A 22835-nucleotide genomic window follows, 5' to 3' on the forward strand; every position below is an offset into this window, starting at 1 on the left:
AGATAGACAATTAGGTTATTTTCCTGCACATATGTGAAGTATAATCCTAAAGTAAAATATTAATATGTTACTACCAAGAGAAATGTAATATTTTTATTGCATAAGTGTATTATTTACACTCGATTTATGTGTTTAATAAAACTATATTTGTGTAGTTTTAATACTGCAATTTAAGCGAAACGATATTTGGATGAACCTTATTTGGTAATTAATTCAGAAATTGTTGGGCTGTTTTTAATTGTAATTAGTGCTTCTTCGTGTGCCAGCCAATAAATATCTTCTGCACGTTTCATGTCGAATGTACTAATAGCTCCTAAACCTTTTGGTTCTATTAATACATTACAGAATTTGGCTTTTCTTTCCATGTCATGGTTGATAGACATTATACCTGCACGGCCCATTAAATTGGTAATACCTGTAATTTTATCAACTGGTTTGAGGTGGTTACAGGAAGAGCCTATAATGAAATCGCAGTTATCCATTAAGGGTTCAACTGGGAAATTATTTAAAATGCCTCCATCTACATACATCTGACCATCAATCATAATGGGTTTAAAAATGCCTGGTATACAACTAGAAGCATGAATGGCCCTGATAAGTGGTCCTTTTGTGAAATAAACCAATCGGCCTTCACTAAAATTTACTGCGGCAATGGTTAGTGGAATTTTAAGCTTCTCAATGGTATCATCAGGAAAGTATTCCTTTAAAATTAAAGCTGTGTTTTCGATATTAATTAAACCTAATGAGCCTACAGCGGGTCTCACAAAGCGCCAAAGTTTTGTTTTTAAGAAAATATTCAATCCCTCTTCCGGATCTATGCCTGCTGCAAAAAAGGCTCCTGCTATTGCTCCTGCACTGGTACCGCTAATATGACTAAAGGTAATGCCCAAATTGCTAAACGCCTTTAAAACGCCTAAATGTGCTATTCCCCTAATACCACCACCTGATAATACAATGCCAACTTTCATTTTTTTGAGGTTAATTGTTTAAACTGGTTAATCGGTTACCTGATAACTGGCAACTGAAAACTATTTCCGTTGTTTCGGTTTATACTTCGATTGATTTAAAATTTTCTGTGCATCGTTATCTGCCATTAATTGTTGTAAAGTAACATCAGAGTGCACTTTCATATATTTCCTTACAATTTGCCAGCCTGTCCATACACCCAATTTTGGTGCCGAATCTCTATTTTCGCCTAAACCAGGGGTAAAAGGTCCTTCTGATAAAAATACCTGGATCTTTTGGTAATCGGTTTCATATAAATAATTGTTCTCCAAAAAATATGCCCAAATATCACCTTCAAAATTTTGCGCCCAATCCAATTGTTGCTGAGTGTATCCAATTTTGGTAGAATCGGCTATGTTTTCAGGCAATACCTGATCTAGAAAATATAAAACCTTTCCCTGGAAAATCATTTTAGATAAAAGGGTTCTATTCTCATCAGGTTCAGCAAAAAGTTCCTCGTGGGCATATGTTTCGGCCACACGGGGTACAATATATTCAGGCGCAAATCTTCTCGAAAGGTATAAGGGTACACTTTGCACAATGGCCTTGTAAAATTTACTGTCTTTGCCAAGGAACATATCCAAACCAATGCCCAAATAATTATCGCCTACCGGCATTTGGTAGGCAAAACCTGATGCGAAAGAAATAAATTTTGGAATTTTCGCTTTTGGATAATAATATTTAATGTATTTAAAAGTTTCGTTTAATCCCTCTTCCTGTACTTTTAAGTTTGGAAAAACGCTATCTACTTCTTTACTGAGATCGGTATAGGCCTGATCGCGATACAAATTGGTTAACGATTCGATACTTGAATATTTACTGTCTAAAATCCGGTGGATAAAATCATCATAGAACATGCCGTACTTCGAAGCAAGTTGTTTATCTACGGCAATAACATCTTTGTTTTTTCCAGCAAATAGCTCGTTATCAAATCTTTCTATTTTAGTGTTTACCTGTATATTACTTACATCGGGCCTGTTGCTTTGCCTACAGGAAATAAATGTGATGGCAAAAAGAAAAATTAGATAAATTTGCCAGTGTTTTACGTTATACATCATGTACAACAAATATATATAAACACCTATAGCATGAAAAGAATATCGACCATTTTAATTTTATCTCTTTTAAGTATTGGCGCATGGGCGCAAAATTCTCCTTTAACGAGTTACGGTTTTAGGTTAGGTTTAACCGCTACCCCAACTTTTGGTTGGATTAAACCGGAGCAGGGTAAAACAGACGGAATAGCTTTGGGCTTTTCTTATGGCCTAATTGGTGATTTTAATTTTGCCCCGAATTATAGTTTTTCTACTGCTTTAACCATCACCTCAATTAATGGTAAAAGTACGGAGGCCAATGTTTTACCTTATTACGCAAGCAGTAGCAGTACAACACCGAAAGCTTATGATTTAAAGTATAAACTACAATATGTAGACTTGCCTTTAACCATTAAACTAAAAACGGTAAAGACTGATGGAAAACGCTGGTATGGCCAGTTTGGATTGTCCAATTCAATCAATATCAGTGCTAAACAAGATGCTGTAACGGGTGGAGCAGTTGTTGGCGATAATTTAAACGTATCTGATAACATTAAACTTTACCGTGCCGGATTAATTATCGGTGGTGGTGGCGAATTTGATATTTCAGGAAATACCAGCATTGTTGCAGGCTTAACTTTTAATAATGGTTTCACCAATATTGTAACAGATAAAGCCAGAGATGTTAGAAATCATTATTTGGCGCTTAATTTCGGCGTATTCTTTTAATCGGAATGTTTGTCTTGATACTTGATTCTCACTACTTGATACTACAACCATGAAAATAGCGCTAGCACAACTCAATTACCATATCGGAAACTTTGAGGCCAATACTAAAAAAATAACCGAAAATATTCAATTGGCGAAAGATAAAGGAGCTGATCTGGTTGTTTTTGCTGAACTGGCTATCTGTGGTTACCCGCCAAGAGATTTTTTGGAGTTTGATGAGTTTATCGCATTGTGCGAAACTGCTGCTCAGGAAATAGCCAAACATTGTACAGATATTGCCTGTATTGTTGGCCTGCCGATTAAAAATGAGGTTTTACAGGGAAAAGATCTGTTCAATGCGGCCTATTTTATCGAAGAAGGAAAAGTTAAGGCCGTTGTTAAAAAAGCACTGTTGCCAACTTATGATGTGTTTGATGAATACCGCTATTTCGAACCTGCCACACAATTTAACTGTATCGATTTTAAGGGTAAAAAAATTGCCTTAACCATTTGTGAAGACCTGTGGAATATCAATGATAATCCATTATATGTATCAAATCCAATGGATGAACTGATTAAAGAGCAGCCCGATATCATGATTAATATTGCAGCATCTCCTTTCTCTTATACCCATGATGATGAACGTATAAAAGTATTAGCCGATAATGCAAAAAAGTATAACCTACCTGTATTTTATGTAAACCAGGTTGGCGCACAGACCGAAATTATTTTTGATGGCGGTTCTTTGGTTTTCGATGCTGATGGAACCATGAAGGCAGAAATGAAGTATTTTGAAGAAGATCTTCAGGTTTTTGACCTGGAAGAAGTTGAAAATGTGCGTAATAAATACCCCCAATCAGAAAGATTAACAGATATTGAACAGATTCATGATGCTTTGATTTTAGGTATAAAAGATTATTTCAGGAAATCTGGTTTTGGTAAAGCGGTTTTAGGGCTGTCTGGGGGAATTGATTCAGCTGTGGTTTGTGCTTTGGCCTGTCGCGCGTTAGGACCAGAGAATGTTATGGCCGTTTTAATGCCTTCTAAATTCTCTTCAGACCATTCTGTTCAAGATGCTTTGGATTTGGTTAACAATATTGGCTGCATGCACGAAATTGTGCCAATTAAAGAAGTTGCAGAAGCTTTTGATCATATATTGGCTCCAGCTTTTAAAGGCTTGCCTTTTAACCTAACAGAAGAAAATATCCAGGCCCGTATACGTGGTATTATTAATATGGCTATGAGTAATAAGTTTGGCTATATTTTATTGAACACTTCTAATAAAAGCGAATGCGCCGTGGGATATGGTACACTATATGGCGATATGTGCGGTGCAATTGGCGTAATTGGCGATGTGTATAAAATGCAGGTTTTTGAGCTGGCGAGATACATTAATAAAGAAAGGGAAATTATCCCGATCAATACTATTGTTAAACCACCATCAGCAGAGTTAAGGCCCGACCAAAAAGATTCAGATTCCTTACCTGAATATGAAATTCTGGATAAAATATTATATCAGCACATCGAAAAGAAACAAGGCTCGAAAGCCATCATTGCGCAGGGTTTTGATGAGGCCCTGGTACTGCGGATTCTAAAAATGGTAAACATTGCAGAATTTAAGCGCTATCAAACACCACCAATTTTAAGAGTATCGCCAAAGGCTTTTGGTATGGGCAGAAGAATGCCGATTGTAGGAAAGTATATGGCGTAGCGGTTGAAATGTTGGAAGGTTAGAATGTTGGACTAGCTAATTGTTGGGATTGCTAAATGGTTGTCTGGTCCAACCGCTTTAACTAATGGTTACTACAAACTGTGAATTGCCAACCGAAAACTGCCAATTGATTAATTGCGATTGAGTTGATTTAACGCAAGCTGCATGACCTCACTTTCTTTTTCAAAAGCGATAATGTGGTTTAGATTTGCCCGATTGTTCATTTTACCAACTGCAATTTTTCGCACTTCTGCATTACCGTCAAAACAGGCAATATGAAATAGGTTTGCTTGATTCTCCATTTTTCCAACCGCAATTTTCCTTACCGCAACATCTTTATCAAAGTTCGCAATGTGAAGTAAATTTGCTTGATTCTCCATTTTTCCAACTGCAATTTTCCTTACCGCACCATCATCATCAAAGCTTGCAATGTGAAATAAATTGGCTTGATTATCCATTTTCGCAACAGCAATTTTCCGTACTTCTGCATCATCATTAAAACTGGCGATATGAAATAGATTTGCCTGATTGTTTATTTTACTAACGGCAAGTTTCCTTGTCGCCACATCTTCATCAAAACTGGCCATATGAAATAAACCCTGCTCAGAAGTAGTGTCAATGCCTATATCATTAGTTTTAGCATCTTCAAGATTAGCAGCCGTACTAAAGGCTTTTTCGTTTTTACTACTTACAGTGATACAACTGCTTAGGAATAAAACAGTGCCTAAAAATAAGAGAGATCTTTTCATGTTAAATTAGATTGTAAAACTAAGTTATAAAAAAAAATATATTTTTAGTTGCAATGGTGAACAAGTTGTCATGCTGAGGTTAGGTGCAGATGCTTCGTGCCTCAGCATGACAAAAAAGATTATTTATTTATGCTAAAGTCGCATCAACCGTAATCGTTGTGTTTAATAATTTAGAGATGGGGCAGTTTTTTTCTGCATCGGCTACTAACTCATCAAACTTTTCTTGTGTTAAATTAGGTACAGACGCGGTTAAGGTTAAGTGTGATTCTACAATTTCACCTTTAGATGGATCTAGGTTGATTTCGCATTTAGTTTCCAATTTATCAGCTGTAAATCCTGCTTCAGTTAAGTTAGCAGATAATTTCATGGTAAAACAGCCTGCGTGTGCAGCAGCAATTAACTCCTCCGGATTTGTACCAACACCTTCTGCAAAGCGAGAATTAAAAGAATATTGAGTATTATTTAAAGTGGTACTTTGTGTGGTGATGTTACCATTACCTTCTTTAATTGAACCTTGCCATACGGCCGTTGCATTTCTTTTCATGATTGGATTTTATTTTTAGATTGTTTAACACCTAAAGATAAAAATATGTTTGTTTAAAGGTGGCAATTCTTTGTTAAGAAATCCTGTGTTAAAATCATTTTCAAATATTGTTTCAAAAAAAAAGCTGTTTCAAAGAAACAGCTTCTATTGCATTTACGATCTTTTTAAGTTATTTATCTGATTATTAAATTATAAAGGGTACTTATAAAGGGTACAATACTGCGGTAGCCTGCTTATCCTTTGCTGATAAAACAGTAGCACCACTTCCACATTGTCCACCGTTCATTAATGATAAAGCATCGGTTCCACCAACCCCTGGAACATTAATGGTTGTAGATTGGTTGGTGTGTTTAAATGAAATGGTATGCCCAAATTCATGTGTTATGGTTCTCGTGCGTTGCGCAAAAGAATTGTTTTGAATGAGGTTCTGATTAATCCAAACCGTATTACCAGCCTTGCCATTTGAGGTTGATAGATACGCCTGCCCGCACGTAGAACTTCCAATTGTATTATCAACCTTAATCAGAATATCATATACCGTACCAGTTGTGATTACAAATTTGAGTTTCGAGTTCGGTACCGTATTCCATTGGTTAATAGCAGAATTAATTTCACTGGTCATGCTGGTTATAGACGGGTCGATTTTAATGCGGATGTTAGTACTGTTGGTTACAATATTTCCATTATAATATTGTTCTGTTATCGGTTTTCCATTATCTGCAGGAACTTCCATGGTTTTGCTAAATACGATATCGCCATCCACAACATAATTATCTCCACTTTCTACAATCTGTGCATCAGAAAATCCAAGATTTTTGATGTAAGCAAGAACTTTTTGATTTTGAACAGTTTCTTTTTCCTGATCTGCTGGTATCTCGTTTTTCTTCGAGCACGAGATCACCACTACTGAGAGCAATGCAATCAGCATAGTCTTTTTAAATAGGTTTTTCATAGTTTAGGTTTTTGGTTTAGATCGTAAGATGCTGCAATTGAGTATTACATGAATAAATATAACACAAAAAATACAAACATGTATTTTTGATACATGTTTTTTTTGTATTTATAATTAGCGTATCTTGATCTTATCTTTTGCCCTAATCTATTTGTTGTTTTAGCCTATTACTTCTAATCGACTGAAAAAGTAACATGCCTACGCCAATCATAATCGAAATATCAGCAAAATTAAAAACACCGGTTTGGAAAATATAAAAGTCCATGTGCATAAAATCGGTAACCGATCCATGCACAATCCTATCGTATAAATTCCCAATACCACCGCCAATTAAAAAGCAAAGTGCAATTTGCATGCTAATGGGAAGGTTGCGTTTAACGAAAAGAAAATACAGGCCATATCCAAGAAATAACAGGGGAAGTCCAGTTAAAATAATTAATCTAAAAATATAGGGCATCTCATCGCCCAGACTTAAAAAAGCACCACTATTTTCTACCTTGGTTAAGGTGAAGCGATCTTTTATGATACTGATATGTTCGTAATCGCTAATCTCAGTACGTACAATTTTTTTAGAAATCTGATCGCAGCCAAAATTTAAGGTTAATAATAAGAGCAATACCGACCAGCGGAGGTTTTTTATTTTTTGCATAATTTTTTATCTGATTATATCGGCATCAACCGGTATGTAGCCTAAATGCCTGCTTAACGACATGATTTGCCCTTTGTGATGAAACTCGTGGGTAATAACATGAGTAAATAATTTTAATGGGCTTACTTTTAAAATCTCTCCATTTCTGTTCAACGCCATTTCCTGCAGCTCATTTCCTTTGAATTTTTCGATAAATAAGCCAATATACCCATCTACCTTGTTAAAATAAGTTTGGCAGTCGTGTAAGGTCTGATACCTTTCGAAAGGCAAAAACTCCTGTTCAATGCCTAAGGCTCTTTCACCAATCCATGCGCAATAGGTTTGGCAAATGTGAACCAATAAATTTCTGATGGAGCCTCTGCCGAACGAACTGTTGTTGGTTAAGAAATCCTGTTCAGAAATACTCCCAATGTAAGTTAAAAGGGTATTCCTGGATGATAAAATGAAATCGTATTGTTGTTTAAGCATGGCCTGGTTTCCTGATCCATTTTCTAAACGGAATGATCAAAGCTAAAAGAACGGCTGTAAGACTCAAGAATTTTGCAATAATATCTCCACTTTTTACATAGAAAGTAATCTCGTCATTCAGATTGATATTGGCTTTTAGTGCAGTTCTAGTCCACCATTTAGTGCTTTGTGTTACATCTCCGCGTTGGTTAATGAAGCAAGAAATTCCGGTATTTGCCGAGCGGGCCACATCGCGATGGGTTTCAATAGCTCTCAATTTGGCATACATCATATGCTGGTCTTTTCCTGAGGTATTACCCCACCAGCCATCGTTGGTAATAATAGCAATAAATTGTGCGCCATCTTTAACCTGCTGACCGATCCAATCGCCCCATAAACTTTCGTAACAAACTACTGGTGCAACACCGATACCACTTTGTGCATAAAGTACGCTTGGTTTTTCTTGCCATCCCCAACCACTTACGCTTCCACCTAATTGTGAAAATACGCCATCCATAAAAGAAAATACTTTTGGAAAAGGCATTTTCTCCGCTCCAGGAACCAATTTTGATTTATGGTAAAATTGAACGTTTGCAGAGTTTTCAACTTGCATTGCAGAATTGAAATTATCTAAAAACATCCCATCTGGATACTTCTTTGCAGATACTGTTTTCTTATTATTGTACCACCTAATGCTTTCAATTCCTGTAATTAAAGTGCCGTTTTTGTACTTGTTTAAGAAGTTTTGTAAATTGATAAAATCAGGATTGCTCCGGATTCTATCCTCATCCGCGTAATTCGGAATAGCGGTTTCCGGCCAGATAAAATATTCGGTATTGGGTTGTCCGATCGAGTCTGATAGGTGTGTCAATATCCTGATCTGCTCTGCCGGAGGGATACTCTCTAGTTTTAGATAAGGATCGATATTCGGTTGAACCACTACTACGTTACTTGGTGTGCCTTTTTGTTCTGCTGTAAAGTATTTGGTTAATGAAATGCCAATGGGAATAATTACCACCAAAAGCCAAATTCCTGTTGTTCTAAACCTTAAATAACCTGTTTGTGATTTAAATTTCTTATAAGCTTCAAAAGCCAGGATATTACTCACTAAAATCCACAGTGAGCCTCCGTAAACACCGGTATAATCATACCATTGCGCCAACTGGTGCATTCCTGCTAAACCATTACCCAATGTCATCCAAGGGAAGGCCAGATCCCAGGTTTGCTGCAAATATTCTAAAGCGATGTAAAAGGCAACAAGTCCAAGGTAGGCGATCTGTTTATTTACGTATTTGCCTAACCTATAGTATAACCAAAAAGCAAAAGTCATTAAAAGCGCGCCTAATCCATAAGGAATTAAAGAAACGGGCAGGGCTACTGCTGTACCATTATAAGCACTTATGGCATTGTATACCCAATAAATTGATGCCGTATTCCAGACTAAAAAAGTTAGGCCCGCAGTTAAGAAAATTCTTTTTCCCTGCTTTTTTTCAGCATTGTCTGAAAGAGAATTAAGCGCAATGAATAAAGGCACCAAACCAATCAACAATAATGGTGTGGTAAAAGGCATTGGTGGCCAGGCTAGCCATAGTAAAAATGCACTTAAGAGGGCGAGGAGGTAAGTTTGTTTCTTGTTCATTTTAAGTGCTGGCGCAATATTGTCACCCTGAGCTTGTCGAAGGGCTAATTAATTATAATCTGGCGCTTGGATCGGCTCAACGTGACAATTTGAGGGGATTAGTTTTACAAACTATCTAAAATATTTGCTTTTTTTGCTTCATATTCTTCCTGCGTAATCAGGTGTTTATCGTACAAAGTTTTAAGCTTGCGTAATTTTAATGTGGTTTCGTCTTCCGGCTCTTCTACAACTTCAGCTATTTGAATAACAGGTTGTACTGGCTCAGGAGTTGGCTCGTAAGCAGGAATTTCAGCAAAGGGCTGTGCATTTAAATTAATGGGAGATGCCGTTGCACGGTTTTCTTCTAGTTTTTGCTGGCGGAGCATTTCCTTATACTCTTCTAATTGCTGGTTTGCAGCCTGATGCAATTTACGCGCCTGTACTTTTGGAATAAATTCGGTTACGATATTTTCGCCATGTTGTGGTACACAGATAAATTTAGAACCAAAAAATTCTTCTTTAAATGAAACCTCTTTAATGCTTTTCCACGAAATGTCTTTAAAGTTCATGGTTAAGCCTAAATTACCTGGCTCGCAATAAAAAATGCGCTTGTTCGAAATCGCGATGCTATCTGGCAACAAGTTTACCGCTGGTTTTTTCTGTACGGCTAAATATAAAAGTTCTTCGCCTGCTGTTAAAAGGTCATTTAATTTTCCAATAACTTTTTCAACCGCTTTTGGGTCTTGCTCGTCACTTAGAAATCTATCTATGCTAATCATAATATTTTTTAAAATTGATGTGTAGTTATGTTCAGATGCTAATCTTCGGCATCATCATATTTGTTTTTGTTCTTTGTTGCCGGTTTCCCCGCTATGCAAATTACAAATTCTCCTTTTAAAGTATTGTTCTCAAAATGTGATTTTATTTCTACTAAAGTTCCGCGAACAGTTTCTTCGAACATCTTGGTTAGCTCCCTACTTACCGATGCCTGCCTTTCGGCGCCCAAATACTGCGCAAACTCTTCTAAAGTTTTTAATAAACGGTGCGGACTTTCATAAAGTATAATGGTACGGTCTTCTTCGGCCAATTTTTTGAACTTTGTTTGTCTGCCTTTTTTAACTGGTAAAAAACCTTCGAAACAAAATGCATCGGCAGGTAAACCCGAATTAACCAGGGCAGGTACAAAGGCTGTTGCACCAGGTAAACATTCTACCGCAATATCATTTTTAATCGCTTCGCGTACCAGGAAAAAACCCGGATCGGAGATGGCAGGTGTTCCCGCATCAGAAATTAAAGCAATTTTCTGTCCTTCATGTAAAAACTTGATAATTTCTGAAGTTGCCTTATGTTCGTTGTGCTGATGGTGTGAGAAAACTCTTTTATCAATGCCAAAATGTTTGAGCAATGGGGCACTGGTGCGGGTATCTTCAGCCAAGATTAAATCGCATTCTTTTAAGATACGGATTGCCCTAAAGGTCATATCCTCCAAGTTGCCTATAGGCGTTGGTACGAGAAATAGTTTGCCATCCATATTTCATTTTGCAGTTTACAGTTAATGGTTTGCAGTTTTTTCCAAACTCCTTACCCCAAACTCCAAACTCTTGCTATCTTTGCTTAAAAAATTAAATAATGCTGCAAGTTAACTATATCCGCGAAAATAGAGAGAAAGTTTTAGAACGTTTAAGTATCCGTAATTTTAAACAACCGGAACTGGTAGATGAAATCATTAAAATTGATGAAGACCGCCGTTCTACACAAACTTCCTTGGATAATATTTCTGCTGAGGCTAATGCAGCGGCCAAACAGATTGGCGATTTAATGCGTACAGGTAAAAAAGAAGAAGCCGAAGCGATTAAAGCACAAACGGCTTCTCATAAAGAAAATATTAAAAACCTGAGCGATAAATTAAATGAGTTGGAAGCCGCTCAACACAATTTAATTGTTCAGTTACCCAATCTGCCTTATCATTTGGTAAAGCAGGGATCTACTGCCGAAGAAAACGAGATTGTTTTAACATATGGCGAGCCTGCTCAATTGCCAAGCAAAGCTTTACCGCATTGGGAGCTAGCTGCAAAATATGATATTATCGATTTCGAACTGGGCGTAAAAATTACCGGTGCTGGTTTTCCGGTGTATAAAGGAAAAGGCGCGAGGTTACAACGGGCGTTGATCAATTTCTTTTTAGATCATGCTACTGCAGCGGGTTATAAAGAAATGCAGGTGCCTCATTTGGTTAATGCGGCTTCGGGTTTTGGTACTGGCCAGTTACCTGATAAAGAAGGACAGATGTATCATTCAACTATTGATGATTTATATTTAATCCCAACTGCAGAAGTTCCGGTAACCAATTTATACCGTGATGTAATTGTTAAAGAAGAGGATCTTCCTATTAAAAATACGGCTTATACCCCTTGTTTCCGTAGAGAAGCAGGTTCATATGGTGCCCATGTACGTGGTTTAAACCGCTTACACCAGTTTGATAAGGTTGAGGTGGTTCAGATTACACATCCCGATAAATCTTACGAAACTTTAGAAGATATGAGCCAATATGTGCAGTCCCTTTTGCAGGAACTGGGATTACATTACCGCGTGTTGCGTTTATGCGGTGGCGATATGGGCTTTACTTCTGCCATGACTTACGATATGGAGGTTTGGAGTGCTGCACAAGAGCGCTGGTTAGAAGTTTCTTCTGTTTCAAATTTCGAAACGTACCAGAGTAACCGTTTGAAACTACGTTTTAAAGGAAAAGAAGGTAAGGCACAGCTTGCGCACTCATTAAACGGAAGTGCATTGGCTTTACCGCGTATAGTAGCATCGATTTTAGAAAACTACCAAACCGAAAATGGAATTAAAATTCCAGAAGCTTTAGTGAAGTATACAGGATTTGATATTATTGATTAGTCTTCGATAAATCGTCATTGCAATGACGATATTTGCTCATAAAAAAAGCTTTGCACTACTGCAAAGCTTTTTGTTTTTATAGATAGAAGTGTTTTTTGCAGTGATTATAAAATCAGGATCAATAATAGAATGATGATGATGATTGCACCAACTGAAAGGTAAACTCCTCCTGAAATAGCGCGGGCCTGACCTTTTAATTCTCTTAATTCGCTACGTAAAGCTTTACGTTCTGCTCTCGTTAAGTTCGATTTGTCCATGTCTCTGATTTCTTCAACACGGGTTTTAATTCTTTCCAGTTTCACCGCTTGATCTGCAGATAATTCTGTTGGGTTTTTCGCAGGTTTGTCAGCTGCCTGAGCTGAATTAAAACTAATGCCTAAAGAGAAAACCAAGGCTAGCGTGTAGATGAATTTTTTCATAATATCTAATTTTTTTAGTGTTCGATCTCTAGATAACAAAAAACCTACCAAAAATGTTCTGGTAGGTTTTGAAAAGTATTAATTTAACTGTTAAATTCTTATTTGATCTCGAAAATGGCATTTACTGTGAAATTCAGCTTAATTTTTTTAAAATCAATTTCAGGTGCGCCAGCGGCATCAGCCATTTCAGCTTTCATCGCGTAATTTCTGTAAACAGGTTGTATTACATTGTCTCCACCATCTTGTATTTCAATTACACCACCTAATTTATCGCCTAAAGCCTCTACCATGTATGCTGCTTTCTCTTTTGCAGCTAATAAAGCTTTAATTTTAAGCTCTTTTTTTAAGGTTTCAATTTTAGAGTAATCATAACTTTCAATATTCGTATTGGCAATTCCTTTGGCATCTATCGATTCTAGTATGGCGTTGAATTTATTCAGATCGCTAACTTTTAAACGATATTGTTTGCTGGCTAAGAAATCAGGATTTTTCTTTTTTTCTGTAGCATAATTCCAGCTGCTTAAATTGCTAATGGTTAAGTTTTCTTTTGCAATACCTGCTTTTTGTACAGCGGCATACAATTGTTTTTCCAATTCTGTAATGTCTACTTTTTTCTTTCCGTTTAAGTATTCTTTAAGTGAAATGCCGATGTAAATAATATCAGGGGTAACTTCTGTTTCTGCGGTTCCGCTAACATTAATTTTTCTACGTAAGTCTACTTGTTGAGCCATCGCTGATGATAATCCTAAAAATGCAACCAGTGCAAGTGCTATTAACTTTTTCATATTTATTTTTCTTTGTGTGTACTGTAATGATGTAAACCGTGCACAAATTCCACACCGAGATTATCATTTTTTTTATTTTTTTTGAAATGAGCATCAGTACTTCAGGGCAAAACTGGTCCTGCTATACACTTTAGCCCCGAAGAAAAATCGGGGGCTGCTATTGTTATCGGGTTTATTAACAAAGGATTATGCTGCTATCAAAAAAAATCTATCAAATATTAGCAATTGCTACAGGAATAAGTTTTAACCTTGAAAATATTGTTCTTTTTATCGTGCAAATATTCATTCGGGTATTTTATCCATTAAAAAAGTTATTGTTCTAGCCACCTAAACGCGACAAAGCGAATAGCCCGGAATGAAAGCGTAGCGAAATGAGGAAAATAGCGATGGCGGGACCGAATTGGCCAATGCACATTGAAGCCTGATTTTCTAAAATAAATAGAATGAGAGTAAAATTATGCGCAAGGTTTTATGCTTAAATAGACGGAATTATAAATGGTTATAAAACCTAGCGCAGCAGAGTTTTCTGCAGAATTTTAATCATGTTTTGCAATTAAGAATTGCAAAAGGAATTGAATTGTGGTGATTAAACCTTTGATACTTTAACAGCTGTTGGTCCTTTTTGACCCATTTCTACTTCGAACGTAACTTTATCACCTTCTTTAATCTGGGTGATTAAACCGTTTGCGTGAACAAAAATACTGTCTTGTGTTTCAGTGTTTTTAATAAAACCGTAACCTTTACTGTCGTTAAAGAAAGTAACTGTTCCTTTTTTAACAGGATTTTCATCAACGATGTCTTCTTGTCTTGAAATACCAATCTGAATATCTTCCGTATTAATTATTTTCTTTTTCTTCGGATCTGGTGGGGTAGAAGAGATGTTTCCGTTTTCATCAACATAAGCCATCATATCTTCAAGCGCTAAACCTTTTTTTGCATTAGCCTGACGCTCTTCTTTTTTCTCTTGTTTGTCTTTTTGTTTTTTTAATCGTTTTTTTTCGTTCTCTTTTTTACTGTATGTTGCCTGAGATTTAGCCATATTTTATTTAATTGTTTTGTTTTGAAAGGTGAGTGGAATGGAGAATTATACAAAGATAACAATACTAAAGCATAAACACGATTTTATTCGGTTATGCTCTTGTCATTTGGGCTTGCATAGTAAAGCATAGTTACCACAGATGAAGAGGATGAACACAGATAAAGAAAGATATCGTCCGTGTATATCTTGTGATTGATTCTTTTTATGATGCTTTATTTACCCACTTATCTTTATCCACCTGATAAACAAAATTCCATTTTAATGGCTCACCATAATAGGCTACTTCTAATTCAGCAATTTTAACGGCTCCTAATTTCTCTGTCGCTTTTTGTGAACGGAAATTAGTAGCTCCAATATGCAAGATTACTTTATCTATAAATTGAAAAGCATAATCGAGCATCAGAGTTTTTAAAGCCTTATTATGCCCTTTGCCCCAAAACTCGCGGGCAATAAAGGTGTAACCAATGGCCACTGAACCCGCTGCCTCATCCAATTCGTAGTATCTGGAACTGCCAACAATTTTGTTGCTTTCTTTTTCATAAACGATAAAAGCACCCTTCGATTCTATTGCTCCTTTAAAGAAATTTTCGAAAACCGCTCTTTTGTAACGGTCTTTATTGGGGTGCTGCTCCCAGATCAACGGATCGGAAGCTACCGCAAAAAGTGCTTCAAAATCTTCTTCTTTTAAGGGAACTACTGTAATTAAATCGTTTGCTAATGTAGGCTGTAAATCGAAATTCATATGGTTTGAATGTAAAAACGGCTGGCTATAGGGCCAGCCGTTTATAATTTATTATTTAAGCCCCTGAAACAGGTTCAGGGTGGCGCATCTGAGTAGTTAGTTTACTAAACCTTCAATTTCTACTACTTCCTGGGCATCTTTTTGATAATCAACCTTATCAATTTCGAAACCAAATAAGCTTAAGAAATCAGATCTGTAACCTGGTAAATCACCTATTATTGGTAAAGTTTCGGTTGTTGCTTCTTTCCAAAGTTCGGCAACTTTAGCCTGGATATCTTCACGCATTTCCCAATCGTCGATTCTGATTCTTCCTTTCTCATCAACAGGAACAGGGTTGCCGGTATATAAACGATCTGCATATAAACGTTGGATCTGCTCAATTGTACCCTCATGCACACCTTCTGCTTTCATTACTTTGTACAACAATGAAATATATAATGGGATTACAGGAATAGCCGAACTTGCCTGTGTTACCAATGCTTTATTAACCGATACATAAGCCTTGCCATTAATATCTTTTAATTTATCGCTGATTTTAAAGGCAGTTGCTTCTAAATCATCTTTAGCTCTACCAATGGTTCCTTTGCGGTATACCGGCTCGGTTAAAGCAGGGCCGATGTACGAATAAGCTACTGTTGTTGCACCTTCAGCAAGTAGATTCTCTGCTTTTAGGGCATCAATCCACATGGCCCAATCTTCGCCACCCATTACCGCAACGGTATTGGCAATATCCTCTTCGGTAGCAGGTTCGATAGAAATTTCGGTCACATTACCAGTATGGAAATCGACGGTTTTATTGGTATAAGTTCCACCGATAGGTTTTAAGGTAGAGCGATGAAGCACTTCCGTATCAGGATGTTTCCTCACTGGCGATGCCAGGCTATAAATGACTAAATCAACCTGGCCAAGATCAGCCTTGATCAATTCAATGGTTTTTTCTTTAATTTCTTTTGAGAATGCATCACCATTAATGCTTTTTGCATATAAACCGGCAGCATGGGCTTCTTTCTCAAAGGCTGCACTATTGTACCAACCTGGTGATGCAGTTTTGCCTTCAGAAGGTGCCTTTTCGAAAAATACACCAATTGTAGAAGCTCCAGAACCATATGCAGCCGCAATACGCGAAGCTAAACCGAAACCGGTTGATGCACCAATTACCAATACTTTTTTAGGGCCATCTATAGCTCCTTTAGATTTTACATATTCAATTTGATTCTTTACGTTTTGTGCGCAACCATCAGGGTGTGCGGTTAAACAGATAAAGCCCCTCATTCTAGGTTCGATAATCATTTTTTGTTCTATTTACGTTTTGTAATGTTAAAATAAGTGCGATTTTAAGGATATAGAAAATACCATAACGCCCAAATCTTTAACGAAGATAAATTTTTAATCGCTTAACATTAAATGAAATTTGTTTTAACCGCAATAGTCGCAAAGGTTTTCGCAAAGAAGCAAAAGAGATTGGTGCCATTTTTACTACCGAGGTAATGGAGAAAGGGTACAAAGAATGCATAGGTTGGCATTACTAAGCATTTTATTAGGCACATGCACTTCTGGCTCCGGGCTTCTTACTTTCGCATATTTCTCTTAATTTAGCGCCACACAGATAAAACCGGTTTATCTCTTCTTATGAAAAAAATACTATTGTCTGCCATGGTGCTCATCATCATGGCTTCTGGAAATCTTTATGCGCAAACCCAACATCAAAATTCGGGTTGGTTTATGCTTCTAAATAACACCAAGTTTAATGATAAATGGGGGCTTCAGTTCGATGTTCAACTGCGCTCGGCTGATGACTGGGGTTATTTGAGAAATACATTGGTGCGTCCGGCTTTACAATATTTTATTAACAACAAACACAATGTAGCATTAGGGTATTTATGGCAAACTACACACACTGAATTGGAAGGAACTCCAGATCTTACGCTTCACGAACACCGCATTTTTGAACAGTATATTTATAATCATAAAATAAAATCGGTTTTTGCCAGTCACAGGTTTAGGGTAGAACAACGGTTCATCGGCCGTACTGGTGAAGATGTGTTTTCACAACGTTTCCGTTATTTTGTGAGATTAATCCAGCCCCTGCAAAAAACTCAGCCAACGTTTACAAAAGGGCCATTTGTGGCTTTGCAGAACGAGGTGTTTTTAAATCTTCAGAATAAGGATAAAATTAACAATAGTGTTTTCGATCAAAATAGGTTATACCTGGCTGCGGGTTATCGTTTTTCGAAGCAGTTTGACCTGGAAGCTGGATATATGAACCAGATTACAAATGGCATTTCGAACAATACGGTTAATAATATTATTCAGCTGGCTGTTTACACGAGGTTTTAATGTTTTAAAGTCATTTTTTGTACAGCAACTCTTACAAATTGTTAAAGCTGTTGTAATTGACGGGTCTTTTTGCTCAATTTGCCGCGTGAAAAGATTTACCATCCTATTTTTAGCACTCTTGTTTGGCAAGCGCATGCAGGCACAAGAGATTAAAGCCGCTTCAACCAATAATACGCCAACTTCAAAAAGTTTATTCAATCCTGAACATAAAAGGAAATTTTCCCGTAAAGGTGATTTTTATTTTCACTGGGGATATAATAGCTCCTGGTATGGTAAAAGCGATATCAGGTTTCAGGGGCCTAACTACGATTTTACTTTGAAAGATGTAGTTGCGCACGATAGACAATCGAAATTAAGCTGGGCCTATTTGAATCCTGGTTTGATCACTGTACCACAATATAATATCCGCGCCGGATACTTTATCAAAGATAATTATAGTATCTCCATTGGTTGGGACCACATGAAGTATGTAATGGATATTCCACAAACTGTTGCAATTACTGGTCACATCGGGCCAAATATTTCTCCAACCAACACTCCTACAGGTAATTTAGCTGGCGATTACAATGGCCAAAGCATTAACGTTAAGGAGAGTATGCTTACTTATGAGCATACAGATGGTTTTAATTATGCCAATATCGAGATTGAACGTTATGACGATATTTGGGTTGCTCCAGGTGGAAATACTTCTTTAACCTTAGAAACTGGTTTAGGTGGTGGCATGATGGTTCCGCGTTCGGATGTACGTTTGTTCGGACAGGGCAGAAATAACCACTTCAGTATTTCGGGTTACGGTGTTTCTGCAAAAGTTGGACTTAAGTTTTATGTGTGGAAAAATGTCTACCTGCAGAATACCACTAAGTTCGGCGCTACCAATTTAACCAATGTGCATACTACTGGTTGGGATGAGTACGACAAGGCTAGTCAGAAGATTAACTACATTGAAAATATATGGCTGATTGGGGTTCAGTTTTAAAAGATTTGGAAGGAGGCTTAAGCCTCCTTTGTTGTTTTGGTTGTGATTTAAAATTGCCACGGAAGATACAGTGAATGTTACATTATCTAATTTTTCATTCTGAGCAGCTATCTTTTTATTTTGGCTAAATATTGTATTACAGCATCTTCTGCCTTTTTGTTCTGCCTGATATTTTCAGTATACAGATCAATTCTCAGGTTTTTATAAAGCACTATCGCATTTTCTAACGCAGTAATTAAGGCTATCTTATTGTATTCGGCAATGGTACCTTTAAGTAAGTTAAAATCTTCGGCAGGAAGCTGCGATTCTACTTTACGCACTCCTCGTGGCAGGTTTTTGTTTTTGATGTGCAATAGAGGGCCAAACACCACCATCCTTAAAAAGCCGAAGAAATCTAAGGCTTCCAGATACTCACCTCTGCCGATTTTTAAGAGGGCATAATGCATCCATGTCCAAAAGCGGTCTTCAATCCACTGGTAATCTGGGTAGGGAAATTTAGCTTCAGTTTGATCAAGAATTTTCTGCAATTGATTGTCTCTGTCGATTAGTAGTATAGGATTTTCAACTCTTGAAGCAAATTCATCAAGTGTTACAAATTTAATGTCTACATGTAGCAATGGCTTGTCGTAAAGACAGATCAATACGCGCGGTTCGCCAACATGCTCTCCTGTAAATGCAGAAATTAAATCGCCAAGGCGATTGGCATATTGCAGCATTTTCGATTTATCTGTTGATACCTTTTCCCTAGTAACCAAAATGAGGTCGAGGTCTGAAAATTCGTCGATCTCATTGCTGAGCCAGGAGCCACCCACGGCTAAGCCAATAACAAATTCATCGCTTTTTAATATTTCGGTTGCGTGTTGGGCAAATAGTTGTTGTATCATGGGTAATTTTCATTAATATATCTACTAAAAAGATTACTTCACTCTAGCGCTCAGTCCCACGCTTCTGTTCGCAATGACGGATTGAATTAAATATCCAATAACCTTCGGTGATAATTAATCTGTCCTAAGTGATAGGCTAAATGTGTGGTAAGGTGGACGAGGAAGAATTCGGTTGATGTTTTCTCCTGAAATACCAGCATCGGGTATTCACTATTGAGCTGTTCTTCTGTTATTTTATCCAGCGTTTCGTTAACCGAGGTTAGGGTCTCTTCGATCATGTTAATAAGTTGCTGCTTCGGAATATCTTTTAACGAAAACTCCAGTTCGCGGTTGCGGATGTAATTACTGCCGCCCAAAGTTGCGCCAATATAAGTGTTGAGGTTTCCGATTAAATGCAGACAAAGGTTCCCAGCGGAATTTGCAATTCCCCTATCAATAAGCCATAAGGTCGATTCGACTTTGTACGATTCGATTTCGGATTTTAATTTGTTTAAATCCCGGTTGAAAAGTGTTTTTAAGGTTTGGGTAAGCATATGAAAATTCTTAAGGGATTATTTGAAATGTTGTTAGGCGAATATAAATATTTGAAGGCATAATTTAGTTTAATGTGGTTTCTTACAGCGTGTTTCTTGCCCGATTAAGTTGAGGACTTGAAATGATAGCGGGATTGACAGTTATACTGGCTTTGCTTTCAAAAGAAAATATTGGCCAACAAAAAACACCTACAATTTCTTGCAGGTGTTCTCTATTAAAAAGGGCTTTAATTTATACTTTTCTTACTCCACCTGAGCCAATAACGGTTTTATCTACAGTTGGATTACCGGAATAATTTACGCTTCCTGATCCGCTGATTACCGCTCTGATACTTTCGCTTACCGCAATATTTACAGTTCCTGAACCACTAATGGTACTGTTTAAAGTTTTTGTAGAAAAAGATTTACCTGCAAAAGTTCCCGAGCTGCTGATCACCACTTTGGCATGATCTGCACCTCCTGTAATATTTATTGCACCAGAACCGCTGATTACACCACTATAGTTATCTACATCTGCTGTTGCTTTAATGCTTCCCGAACCGCTTACGGTTGTTGTTAGACTACCTGTGCTGATTTTTCCATTTACAGTTAAGCTTCCATCACCACTAATAGTTAAACTCGCTAATTCTCTGGCCGATACATATGCTGTTATTTTTTTACCTTCGTATTTTCTAGACCAGCTTGTGATACTGGTTTGCGGACGAATAACTAAAACATGACCTTTTACTTCGGTAACGATTGAGGCCAATGCATCTGCATCACCTTCTAAACGACAACTTTCACTATTACCCAAAGTTACAATTACGTTTATAGGGCCTGCTGCAGCAACTCCATTAAAATTTTTCACCTCCCTGTTGTCGCCGTTATTTTTTGAAGTGTTGATACTGATCTGATTTTTAGCAATTACATTGATACTAGAGGTTAATGTAAGGGATGCCAATAATATTGCAAATACTTTTTTCATGGTATAGATTTTATTTTTAGATAAATAATGAGCTTTTTCTTATAAGACGATGGTTTTGTTGAAAAGTTGCATAAAATGCGATTTAATTCTCTTTATTAATAATTTTAGGCTTGACTTCTCTGAGATTTAGTTCCCCTTTTTTGTATTGATGTAAAACAACGGATCGTGTTTAAAGTTATCTGCATTTATGCTGGCATCTACTTTAATGGTTTTCCAATCGTTTGTAGGTTTAATCAAGGTATAAGCACCTGTTTTTAGTGTTACACGAACAGGCATATCAAAACCTTTAACATCTGTTATCCAGCGATAAGATAAAGTGCCATTGTTGATTTTATATTCTAAAACAGGGATTTTGGTAAAACGTAAATACTGATCGAAAACTTTATCTAATTTAAGTCCGCTTTGTTTGGCTATGTAATTTTCGATCTGAGCAGTGGTTACCGTTTGATGGTAAAATGTTTTGTTTAATCCGCGGAGAATCTGTCTGAATTTTTCATCATTATTGATGAGTTGGCGAATAGTACTAATCAAATTTGCACCTTTTGGATACATATCGCCGGAACCCTCTTTATTTACCCCATAAGGCCCAATCACAGGCACATCATTACGGATGATTTTCTGTAATCCGATTACATATTCGTTTGCAGCTGCTTTGTTCTCGGTACATTCGGTAAACAATACCTCCGAATAATTGGTGAAACCTTCGTGAATCCACATATCGGCAATGTCTTTTGAGGTGATGTTATTACCGAACCATTCGTGACCGCTCTCATGGATGGTGATGAAATCCCATTTTAAACCATGGCCGGTACCGCTTAAATCTTTACCTAGATAACCTGGTTTAAATTGATTGCCATAAGCTACTGCGCTTTGGTGTTCCATACCTAAATGTGGTGCCTGAACCAGTTTGTAGCCGTCTTTGTACCACGGGTAAGGGCCAAACCAATATTCGAAACATTTTAACATGGGTTTAACATCGGCATCCCAATGTGGGCGGGCTTTGGCGCTATCGGTTTGCAGCGCCCAGTAATCGATGCTGAGTTTTCCGTTTTCGCCATCATAACTGTCTTGCCAGTGGGCATATTTGCCGATGTAAAAAGTTACATCGTAATTGTTGATTGGGTTAGCCACAAACCAATTGTATTGTTTGTAACCATCGGGCTTATCTACAGTATTTCTCAGCCTTCCATTAGATATTTCCTGCAAAGTTTTAGGAACACTAATACTGATTAACATACTATCTACCTCATCGCTCTGGTGATCTTTATTTGGCCACCATACACTTGCACCTAAACCCTGGCAGGCCACAGAAGCAAAAGGATTGCCTGCTTCATCTTTTTTGAAGATAAAACCGCCATCCCAAGGTGGTGTTTTTGCTACCAAAGGATTACCCGAATAGAAAACCGTGAATTGATCTTTACTTCCTTTTTTTATTGCTTTAGGGAAGGTTATAAAAACCGCATTGTATTCTCGGGTAAAAGGTAAATCGGCACCCTTATATACTACCTTTTCTACTTTTAGGTTATCAAAAAGATCAAATTGTAGTTTAGTGAAATCTTGTGTGGCGGTAAAAGCAAATTCATTGCTGCCGCTTACTGTTTTCTGGTCGATATCTATTTTCACATCTAAGTGGTAATAGTTGATATCGTAACAGGTGCGTAGGGGGGTAAGTGTTCCACGGAGGCTATCAGCCCTTGAGTTTACCTGGTTTTTGCCGAGCATCTGTGCTTGTACAGTTGAAATACTGAAGACGATGGCAAGGATGAATAGTAACTTTTTCATTTGTTATGTTTTCTTGATCGTTAAAACGATCGTAAACTTTTAATTATCGTGAGTAA

Annotated in this window: 24 protein-coding genes; 5 read left to right on the forward strand and 19 right to left on the reverse strand. The window is 37.2% G+C overall.

From position 1 onward, the window contains the following. Positions 1-197: 197 nt before the first annotated feature. A complete protein-coding gene (locus FHT21_RS19365) occupies positions 198-968 on the reverse strand; it encodes a patatin-like phospholipase family protein (protein WP_167296365.1) in 771 nt (256 codons plus the stop codon). A gap of 60 nt (positions 969-1028) precedes the next feature. Continuing rightward, positions 1029-2063 carry a gliding motility lipoprotein GldB gene (gldB, locus tag FHT21_RS19370; RefSeq protein ID WP_167296366.1) on the reverse strand — a complete coding sequence of 345 codons (1035 nt, stop codon included), beginning with the start codon at positions 2061-2063 and terminating at the stop codon, positions 1029-1031. 30 nt (positions 2064-2093) lie between these two features. On the opposite strand from gldB, the gene FHT21_RS19375 reads away from it, so the two are divergent. Further along, complete coding sequence (locus tag FHT21_RS19375; protein WP_167296367.1) at positions 2094-2768, forward strand: porin family protein; 675 nt, start codon at positions 2094-2096, stop codon at positions 2766-2768. A 49-nt stretch (positions 2769-2817) separates the two neighbouring features. Further along, complete coding sequence (locus FHT21_RS19380; protein ID WP_167296368.1) at positions 2818-4458, forward strand: NAD+ synthase; 1641 nt, start codon at positions 2818-2820, stop codon at positions 4456-4458. 131 nt (positions 4459-4589) lie between these two features. On the opposite strand, the gene FHT21_RS19385 is transcribed toward FHT21_RS19380, so the two are convergent. From FHT21_RS19385 to rsmI, 8 genes are all read right to left on the reverse strand, one after another. Next, entirely contained in the window at positions 4590-5207 is a 618-nt protein-coding gene (locus FHT21_RS19385; RefSeq protein ID WP_167296369.1) for a hypothetical protein, read from the reverse strand. Positions 5208-5334: 127 nt separating this feature from the next. Continuing rightward, positions 5335-5751 carry an OsmC family protein gene (locus tag FHT21_RS19390; RefSeq protein WP_086548955.1) on the reverse strand — a complete coding sequence of 139 codons (417 nt, stop codon included), beginning with the start codon at positions 5749-5751 and terminating at the stop codon, positions 5335-5337. A 202-nt stretch (positions 5752-5953) separates the two neighbouring features. After that, positions 5954-6703: a M57 family metalloprotease gene (locus tag FHT21_RS19395; RefSeq protein ID WP_167296370.1), complete on the reverse strand. Its 750-nt coding sequence runs from the start codon at positions 6701-6703 to the stop codon at positions 5954-5956. Between the two features lie 142 nt (positions 6704-6845). Further along, positions 6846-7352, reverse strand: coding sequence for a signal peptidase II (lspA, locus tag FHT21_RS19400; RefSeq protein ID WP_167296371.1), 507 nt, complete (start codon positions 7350-7352; stop codon positions 6846-6848). Positions 7353-7358: 6 nt separating this feature from the next. Continuing rightward, on the reverse strand, positions 7359-7820 hold the full coding sequence (locus FHT21_RS19405; protein WP_167296372.1) for a DinB family protein: 462 nt from the start codon (positions 7818-7820) through the stop codon (positions 7359-7361). After that, on the reverse strand, positions 7813-9438 hold the full coding sequence (gene lnt, locus FHT21_RS19410) for an apolipoprotein N-acyltransferase (protein WP_167296373.1): 1626 nt from the start codon (positions 9436-9438) through the stop codon (positions 7813-7815). Before lnt ends, FHT21_RS19405 begins: the two co-directional genes overlap by 8 nt. Before the next feature lie 104 nt (positions 9439-9542). Then, on the reverse strand, positions 9543-10196 hold the full coding sequence (locus tag FHT21_RS19415; protein ID WP_167296374.1) for a PH domain-containing protein: 654 nt from the start codon (positions 10194-10196) through the stop codon (positions 9543-9545). 38 nt (positions 10197-10234) lie between these two features. Next, positions 10235-10948 (reverse strand): 16S rRNA (cytidine(1402)-2'-O)-methyltransferase, encoded by a 714-nt coding sequence (rsmI, locus tag FHT21_RS19420; RefSeq protein WP_167296375.1) that lies wholly within the window; start codon positions 10946-10948, stop codon positions 10235-10237. 98 nt (positions 10949-11046) lie between these two features. Here rsmI and serS point away from each other — a divergent pair, with 98 nt between their 5' ends. Further along, the gene (gene serS, locus FHT21_RS19425) at positions 11047-12318 is read left to right on the forward strand and encodes a serine--tRNA ligase (RefSeq protein WP_167296376.1); all 1272 of its coding nucleotides are present in this window, start codon (positions 11047-11049) and stop codon (positions 12316-12318) included. 104 nt (positions 12319-12422) lie between these two features. Here the strand turns inward: serS and FHT21_RS19430 are convergent, their stop codons facing one another. The 5 genes from FHT21_RS19430 to fabV form a co-directional block, all read right to left on the reverse strand. After that, the gene (locus tag FHT21_RS19430; RefSeq protein ID WP_167296377.1) at positions 12423-12737 is read right to left on the reverse strand and encodes a hypothetical protein; all 315 of its coding nucleotides are present in this window, start codon (positions 12735-12737) and stop codon (positions 12423-12425) included. Positions 12738-12835: 98 nt separating this feature from the next. Further along, a complete protein-coding gene (locus FHT21_RS19435; protein ID WP_108197503.1) occupies positions 12836-13522 on the reverse strand; it encodes an SIMPL domain-containing protein in 687 nt (228 codons plus the stop codon). Positions 13523-14108: 586 nt separating this feature from the next. Beyond that, entirely contained in the window at positions 14109-14561 is a 453-nt protein-coding gene (locus FHT21_RS19440) for a cold shock domain-containing protein (RefSeq protein WP_167296378.1), read from the reverse strand. A 202-nt stretch (positions 14562-14763) separates the two neighbouring features. Next, a complete protein-coding gene (locus FHT21_RS19445; protein WP_167296379.1) occupies positions 14764-15303 on the reverse strand; it encodes a GNAT family N-acetyltransferase in 540 nt (179 codons plus the stop codon). 96 nt (positions 15304-15399) lie between these two features. Beyond that, the gene (gene fabV, locus FHT21_RS19450; RefSeq protein WP_167296380.1) at positions 15400-16593 is read right to left on the reverse strand and encodes an enoyl-ACP reductase FabV; all 1194 of its coding nucleotides are present in this window, start codon (positions 16591-16593) and stop codon (positions 15400-15402) included. A gap of 339 nt (positions 16594-16932) precedes the next feature. On the opposite strand from fabV, the gene FHT21_RS19455 reads away from it, so the two are divergent. Both FHT21_RS19455 and FHT21_RS19460 read left to right on the forward strand, forming a co-directional pair. Continuing rightward, positions 16933-17640, forward strand: coding sequence for a DUF2490 domain-containing protein (locus tag FHT21_RS19455; RefSeq protein ID WP_167296381.1), 708 nt, complete (start codon positions 16933-16935; stop codon positions 17638-17640). Positions 17641-17725: 85 nt separating this feature from the next. Next, a complete protein-coding gene (locus FHT21_RS19460) occupies positions 17726-18616 on the forward strand; it encodes a hypothetical protein (RefSeq protein WP_317169970.1) in 891 nt (296 codons plus the stop codon). A 107-nt stretch (positions 18617-18723) separates the two neighbouring features. Here the strand turns inward: FHT21_RS19460 and FHT21_RS19465 are convergent, their stop codons facing one another. The 4 genes from FHT21_RS19465 to FHT21_RS19480 form a co-directional block, all read right to left on the reverse strand. Then, positions 18724-19500, reverse strand: a complete 777-nt coding sequence (locus FHT21_RS19465; RefSeq protein ID WP_167296382.1) for a nucleotidyltransferase domain-containing protein — start codon at positions 19498-19500, stop codon at positions 18724-18726. 86 nt (positions 19501-19586) lie between these two features. Continuing rightward, the gene (locus FHT21_RS19470; RefSeq protein WP_167296383.1) at positions 19587-20033 is read right to left on the reverse strand and encodes a DUF1572 family protein; all 447 of its coding nucleotides are present in this window, start codon (positions 20031-20033) and stop codon (positions 19587-19589) included. Between the two features lie 232 nt (positions 20034-20265). Next, entirely contained in the window at positions 20266-20997 is a 732-nt protein-coding gene (locus tag FHT21_RS19475) for a head GIN domain-containing protein (protein ID WP_167296384.1), read from the reverse strand. A gap of 126 nt (positions 20998-21123) precedes the next feature. Beyond that, positions 21124-22779 (reverse strand): M1 family metallopeptidase, encoded by a 1656-nt coding sequence (locus FHT21_RS19480; RefSeq protein ID WP_167296385.1) that lies wholly within the window; start codon positions 22777-22779, stop codon positions 21124-21126. Positions 22780-22835 lie beyond the last annotated feature (56 nt).

Source organism: Pedobacter sp. SG908 (assembly GCF_011759615.1).
Lineage (GTDB): Bacteria > Bacteroidota > Bacteroidia > Sphingobacteriales > Sphingobacteriaceae > Pedobacter > Pedobacter riviphilus.